Raw genomic sequence first — 6,642 nt, 5'->3', positions numbered from 1 at the left:
TCCGGCAGACTCCCTGTGTCCCAAGGAGTAGAATTGTTGATTTTTTCACCCATCCATCAGCTCTTTTACGGCAAGAAAGGGATTTTGGGGCTACCAGTCTGAAACTGATAGGTGGTGTCTAGCCTTTATACAACGGAAAGTTCGCCCACCACGGCTACTCTTATCATCCCCGCTTATTTCGATCCTATCATGGATTCGCTATCGCTCAATTTGTTTGCTGCTCGTTTTCATCCCGTCACTCATCCTGTAAGCGGATAGAGTGCCGGACTTCCCACTCGTATTAGTTAAAAGTTTGACTGATCCCTCTGCCTAAAGGCGAGGGGATTTTAAACGGATACTACGTTGAGGGGCTGAAGCCACACTTCGCACTAGCAATATTTCCCGACGATCGCACATCGCTCGCGAAACTTTTTGTAAAATATTAGCAGTTAAATTTTCAGAGTTTGATTATTGAGATTAAAGTGTTATAAAAGCTTTCATTAAAAAACATAATTAGTTTGAGGAAAGAAATTCTGTGCAACTAAAAACTAAAGTCGCCGTTAAACGTGCAACTGGTGGATTTGCTCTGATTGACAGCTTGATCCGCCACGGTGTCAAGCATATTTTTGGTTATCCCGGCGGCGCAATTCTGCCGCTTTACGACGAACTCTACCGCGCTGAAGAAAGTGGCGGGATCAAACACATTCTGGTGCGGCACGAACAAGGAGCAGCCCACGCAGCCGATGGGTATGCCCGCGCTACCGGACAAGTTGGGGTTTGTTTCGCGACTTCCGGGCCGGGTGCAACTAATTTGGTGACGGGGATTGCGACGGCGCACATGGATTCTATCCCAATGGTAATTATTACCGGTCAAGTGCCCCGTCCGGCGATCGGCACTGATGCGTTTCAGGAAACTGATATTTACGGCATTACTTTGCCAATTGTCAAGCATTCCTATGTAGTGCGCGATCCGAGAGATATGGCGCGAATTGTCGCTGAAGCTTTCCACATCGCGAGTACGGGACGCCCGGGCCCGGTGTTGATTGATGTTCCCAAGGATGTTGGTTTAGAAGAGTTTGACTATCTCCCCGTGACACCCGGATCGGTGAGAATTCCTGGCTATCGCCCGACAGTCAAGGGAAATCCTCGGCAGATTAATCAAGCGATTGAGTTGCTGAAGGAAGCGAAGCGTCCTTTGCTGTATGTGGGCGGCGGGGCGATCGCAGCCGGGGCCCACGAGGAAATTAAGGAACTCGCCGAGATGTTCCAATTACCTGTCACGACAACGCTGATGGGCAAAGGTGCATTTGATGAAAACCATCCTCTGTCTGTGAAAATGCTGGGGATGCACGGCACTGCTTATGCTAATTTTGCCGTTACCGAGTGCGATTTGTTGATTGCTGTCGGAGCTCGGTTTGACGATCGAGTAACGGGAAAACTAGACGAGTTTGCCGCGCGGGCGAAGGTGATTCACATCGATATCGATCCGGCGGAAGTCGGCAAAAATCGCGGCCCAGACGTGCCGATTGTCGGAGATGTCCGGCAAGTTTTGATGGATATGCTGCGCCGCTGTCGGGAAACTGGTGTTTCGGGAACTGCCGGACAAACTGGGGAATGGCTGCACAGGATCGATCGCTGGAAACAGGATTATCCGTTAGTTGTGCCTCACTACCCCGATATTTTGTCTCCCCAGCAGGTGATTTCGGAGTTGGCGACTCAAGCGCCGGATGCTTACTACACAACGGATGTAGGTCAACATCAAATGTGGTCGGCTCAATTCTTAAACAACGGGCCGCGCCGCTGGATTTCGAGCGCTGGTTTGGGAACAATGGGTTTTGGGTTGCCGGCGGCGATGGGCGCGAAAATGGCGCTACCCAACGAGCAAGTGATTTGTATTGCTGGCGATGCTAGCATCCAAATGAATATTCAAGAGCTCGGAACCTTAGCACAATACGGCATTAATGTCAAGATTGTGATTGTAAATAACGGTTGGCAGGGAATGGTGCGGCAGTGGCAGCAAGCGTTCTATGGGGAGCGTTATTCGTCCTCGAACATGACTGTGGGGATGCCGGATTTTGTGATGCTGGCTGAGGCTTACGGCGTGAAGGGGATGCTGGTTTCAGGGCCGGATGAGTTGGAGGGTGCGATCGGGCAAATGCTTGCTCACGACGGCCCAGTGCTGATGAACGTGAAGGTGACGAGGGACGAAAACTGCTATCCGATGGTAGTTCCAGGTAAGAGTAATGCTCAAATGGTTGGTTTACCCGAACGGAGTAAATTGGAATCTGCGGAGTTGATTTATTGTCCGAGTTGCGGCGCGAAGAATGTTTCGAGTAATAAGTTTTGTCCTGAGTGCGGGACAAAAGTTTAAGGAGTTTTGAGTGGGGACTTAGGCATTGCTTATTAGTCTCAACTTAAGGTCAAACGTAGTCAGAGATTGCTGTTTATTCCTAAGGCCAGATCCCCCCTTAGCTTGCCCCCTACTCCCCCTTAAGAAGGGGGGAACCGGAGCGATCTCAAAGTCCCCCTTCTTAAGGGGGATTTAGGGGGATCGGGCCTCGGATAAAAGCGAGAGATACAAAGGTTTTGGGGTTAAGTTGACACATATCGGCAATGCTGTGTCCTTACCCGGCTCTGCTATTTGACATTTAACACCATGTCCGCTGGCATCGCATCGAGAGCTTTAATCTGTAATCTCTAAGCATATTTTATGAGCCAGTGTCTAAACCCTGATTGCCTATTCCAAAACCCGTCTGGCTATACAAATTAAAATACATACAGCTTAGATATGCCCTATAAAATAGAGTTTACAACCGAATCTTTGCAATACCTAAAACGTCTCAGATAAACCGATCGTAGTAAAGTAATCGATGCAATTGAAACCCATCTCCTACACAATCCCAGCCAAGAAAGCAAAAGCAGAATTAAACGCTTGCGGGAGATGGATAAACCGCAATATCGCCTGAGAGTTGATGAAATTCGTATTTTCTATGACGTTCGGTACAATATTGTATAAATTATCGTAATTGTTCCTAGAACACAAGCGGCCCAATGGCTGTTGCGTGAAGGAAAAACTACTGAACCAACGGAGGAATAGATAATGAAAACAGTCACTTTGACCGACTTACAAACAGATGTCTCAAAATACCTGAAACTTGCCGAAGCAGAAGACATTATCATCTTGAAAGAAGGAAAGGCGATCGGTGTATTGCGGGGTTTTTCTGATGAAGATGATGCCTTTGATTACGATTTAGAAAATCATCCCCTATTTAAAGAAAGAGTTAGGAAGTCTCGCCAGCAATTTCGAGAAGGAAAAGGCATTAGCCTAGAGGATGTCAAAGCTCAACTTCTCAAAGATAATCTACTCTAAAGTCGAGGCTGAATAATGCGTTATGCCATTCTGATCGAAAAAACACCGAATAACTATTCAGCTTACGCGCCCGATTTACCCGGATGTGCAGCCACAGGCGCAACCCTTGCAGAAGTACAGCAGCAAATTAAAGAAGCGATCGAATTTCACTTAGAAGGATTGCGAGAGGAAGGTTTACCCATTCCCGAACCAACTACGCTATGTGAATATGTCGAAGCACGATAATCTGGTGAAACCAGGTTTCTTGCTATATTTATCGTCACTCAACACAAAAGTCGTAGAAACCGGGTTTCTCGCCCCCATACCTAAGCCTTGAAATGATAATAAACCTATGCTATAATTAAGTTGACATTTTTAACCTCAGATTCAAATATATGCCAACTTTAACTGATATTGGCACTCTGATAATTTCCACACCAGAAACCTGTGGAAATCGCCCCCGCATCGCAGGAACTAGAATCACCGTTCAGCGAATCGCCGTTTGGTACAAGATGGGGATGAGTCCAGAAGAAATTATTGCTGAAATTTCTCACTTAAATTTAGCCCAAGTTCATGGATCACTCGCTTACTACTACGCAAATCAAGAGCAGATAAATGTTGATATTGCGGCGGAAGAAGCTGAGTACGATCGCTTAGCTAATGGATGCAAAGGGGAGAGTTAATCTTGAGCCAAATTCGTTTATATTTAGATGATTTAGAAAAAGTTTGGCTACAAAAGAATTGTTTGGTTTGCTTAGTTTACGTCTAGGCACAGGTGCGTCGCTCGCTCGATTGTCGATTTGTGTTGGGGGATTTTCAAGGGCGACGCACCCTACAACTACTTTACGTCTATGCACAGGTGCGTCGCTCGCTCGATTGTCGATTTGTGTTGAGGGATTTTCAATGGCGACACACCCTACAACAACTGTCAACTGTCAACTGTCAACTGTCAACTGTCAACTGCTATAAATGAATCTTTATTTGGGAATAGATTTCGGTACTACGGGCGCTCGATCGACAATCATTGACTCCCAGGGTACAATCCATTGTGAGACAGAATGCACTTTTGCCAACGCACAACAGCCGGAATTGCCCTCGGTGTGGCAAAATGCACTCTCGGCTGTAATTGAGCAAATCCCCGCAACCATCCGCAATCAGGTAAGCGCGATCGCCCTTGATGGCACATCCTCCACAGTCATGCTGTGCGATACGCAAGGTATACCCGTATGTGAGCCGATTTTATACAATGATGCGCGCGGTGCAGCGGTGACAGAGAGGTTACGGGCGATCGCACCAGCCAACCACACAGTCTTAAGCGCCACATCCAGCCTCGCCAAACTCCTCTGGTGGCAGGAGGGCGGGCTAGAAGCCCACCCCACAACACAATTCAGTCTTTGTGGAACAGGCATCTTGCCTGTTATTGAGAAGCTTTATTTCCTGCATCAAGCCGATTGGTTGGCGTTTTTGCTGCATGGAAAATTAGGAATTAGCGACTATCACAATGCTTTAAAACTCGGTTTCGATGTTGATACTTTGTGCTATCCCGATTGGCTGATCCACGGAATTGCGGGCGCTGTAACGCCTAAATTGCCGCAAGTTGTCGCACCGGGCACGCCTGTAGGGGAATTGAGGGCAGAAGTGGGCGATCGCTTCGGATTTCCACGCCATTGTACAGTTTATGCTGGCACAACCGATAGCATTGCAGCATTTCTAGCAAGCGGTGTCAATTCACCGGGGGAAGCAGTAACTTCTCTCGGTTCAACTTTAGCTGTGAAACTGTTAAGTCATACCCGCGTAGATGATTCGAGATACGGAATTTACAGCCATCGTTTCCCCCCCCTTTGTAGGGGCGGTGCCCCCGTGCCCGCCCTGGCAGGCGATTTGTGGTTAGTTGGAGGTGCTTCTAATACGGGAGGTGCGGTGCTGCGACACTTTTTTACTGATGCTGAGTTAAGAAATTATAGCACACAAATCGATCCAGATCAAGAGAGTTTACTGGATTATTACCCGTTGTTGAAAAAGGGCGATCGCTTTCCAATTAATGACCCCAATTTGCCGCCGAGAATCGAACCGCGTCCGACTGATTCAGTAGAATTTCTGCACGGTTTGTTAGAAAGCATCGCGCGGATTGAAGCGCGGGGATATCAATTATTGCAAGAATTCGGTGCAACTCCTTTGACTAAAGTTTATACTGCTGGCGGCGGCGCCAAAAATCTGGTTTGGAGTGCGATTCGTCAGCGTTATTTGAAAGTGCCTGTTCAAACGCCGATTCATACTGCCGCTGCCTATGGAAGTGCGTTATTAGCGAAGCAGGGAAGTCAATCGATTTTAGATTTTAGATTTGAGGAGTGATCTCGTTTCCGGTTGCATTGGAATTATTAGTAGCAGAAATTAGGAGACGGCAGTGTCGTGTCCCTATTTAGAATAACATTGTAGGGACACGGCACTGCCGTCTCCTCTATCATGTCTGAGTTATCCCTAAAAATCAAGGACAATGGCAAAGCTACCTGATGACATCCTGAACACAATTTTCACATTGCAGCGACGGCTAGTGGAAATCCTCAACGAAACAACCGCCACAGAATATATATTCATGCAGCAGTTTGGCGAGACAGAAGCAACACTCCCGGAACTAGAATCTCTGGATAATATTAAGGAAAGGTTGAGAACCTCTTACAATCGTTTGTACAGGCTTTTGCAGCAGGTGACAGAATCTCAACCCGCTGCGACTGCGGATACGTTAAACTTTCTGTATGGAACGATAGAAGACGGAGAGGCTATTGTCGATGCCTCAGCAGCAAGCATTCAAGAAATCAAAATGGATTGGAACTTACGATGAATCAACAACCTAGAATCCCCGATGCTGAAACCAGAAAGCGACACGTTGAAAATATCCGTGAAGTCTGCCGACAGTTGGACGCTTTCAATTTGAAGTTAGATGAAGCAATTGCCATATTTGAAGCTGACAACCGCCGCCAGCGTCGAGAACGTTTGGCTGGTAAATACAGGCGTGTGGAATCTCAGGTAGTCGAATAAGATATGAGATGTTGGATCATTTTAATAAGTATTTTAGGAACAGGCAAGATGCCTGTTCCACAAAGAGTAAATTTTATTGTGGAACAGGCATCTTGACTGTTAAGCCAGAAGGTTTCCTACGCGATAGCTTTGAATTATTTCTTTTGAGTCCCCTTCTGTTCGGACTTTGGTTGTTTAGTAATAGAAATTAAATAATTTACACATATTTGTGGGATGGGCGTCCCGCCCGTCTTTTCTGGACGGGCGGGACGCCCATCCCACAATAATTAAAATTGTAA

Annotated in this window: 7 protein-coding genes; all 7 read left to right on the top strand. The window is 46.9% G+C overall.

What is annotated here, in order from left to right:
• Positions 1-514 precede the first annotated feature (514 nt).
• The 7 genes from ilvB (at position 515) to JGK22_RS32065 (ending at position 6,364) form a co-directional block, all read left to right on the top strand.
• Complete coding sequence (gene ilvB / locus JGK22_RS32095) at positions 515-2,350, top strand: biosynthetic-type acetolactate synthase large subunit (RefSeq protein WP_293193861.1); 1,836 nt, start codon at positions 515-517, stop codon at positions 2,348-2,350.
• Between the two features lie 729 nt (positions 2,351-3,079).
• A complete protein-coding gene (locus JGK22_RS32090) occupies positions 3,080-3,349 on the top strand; it encodes a hypothetical protein (RefSeq protein WP_293198974.1) in 270 nt (89 codons plus the stop codon).
• A 15-nt stretch (positions 3,350-3,364) separates the two neighbouring features.
• Positions 3,365-3,574, top strand: coding sequence for a type II toxin-antitoxin system HicB family antitoxin (locus JGK22_RS32085; RefSeq protein ID WP_293182156.1), 210 nt, complete (start codon positions 3,365-3,367; stop codon positions 3,572-3,574).
• A 149-nt stretch (positions 3,575-3,723) separates the two neighbouring features.
• On the top strand, positions 3,724-4,011 hold the full coding sequence (locus JGK22_RS32080; protein WP_293182158.1) for a DUF433 domain-containing protein: 288 nt from the start codon (positions 3,724-3,726) through the stop codon (positions 4,009-4,011).
• Between the two features lie 286 nt (positions 4,012-4,297).
• Complete coding sequence (locus JGK22_RS32075; RefSeq protein WP_293208936.1) at positions 4,298-5,680, top strand: FGGY-family carbohydrate kinase; 1,383 nt, start codon at positions 4,298-4,300, stop codon at positions 5,678-5,680.
• A gap of 142 nt (positions 5,681-5,822) precedes the next feature.
• Positions 5,823-6,167, top strand: coding sequence for a hypothetical protein (locus tag JGK22_RS32070; protein WP_293182162.1), 345 nt, complete (start codon positions 5,823-5,825; stop codon positions 6,165-6,167).
• On the top strand, positions 6,164-6,364 hold the full coding sequence (locus tag JGK22_RS32065; RefSeq protein ID WP_293182164.1) for a hypothetical protein: 201 nt from the start codon (positions 6,164-6,166) through the stop codon (positions 6,362-6,364). The genes JGK22_RS32070 and JGK22_RS32065 overlap by 4 nt, the downstream gene beginning before the upstream one ends.
• Positions 6,365-6,642: the final 278 nt, after the last annotated feature.

It is taken from the genome of Microcoleus sp. PH2017_08_TRC_O_A (genome assembly GCF_020738665.1).
Taxonomy (GTDB): Bacteria; Cyanobacteriota; Cyanobacteriia; order Cyanobacteriales; family Microcoleaceae; genus Microcoleus.
The sequence above is the reverse complement of the archived record's forward strand: the minus strand, read 5'-3'. Positions and strand labels throughout refer to the sequence as shown.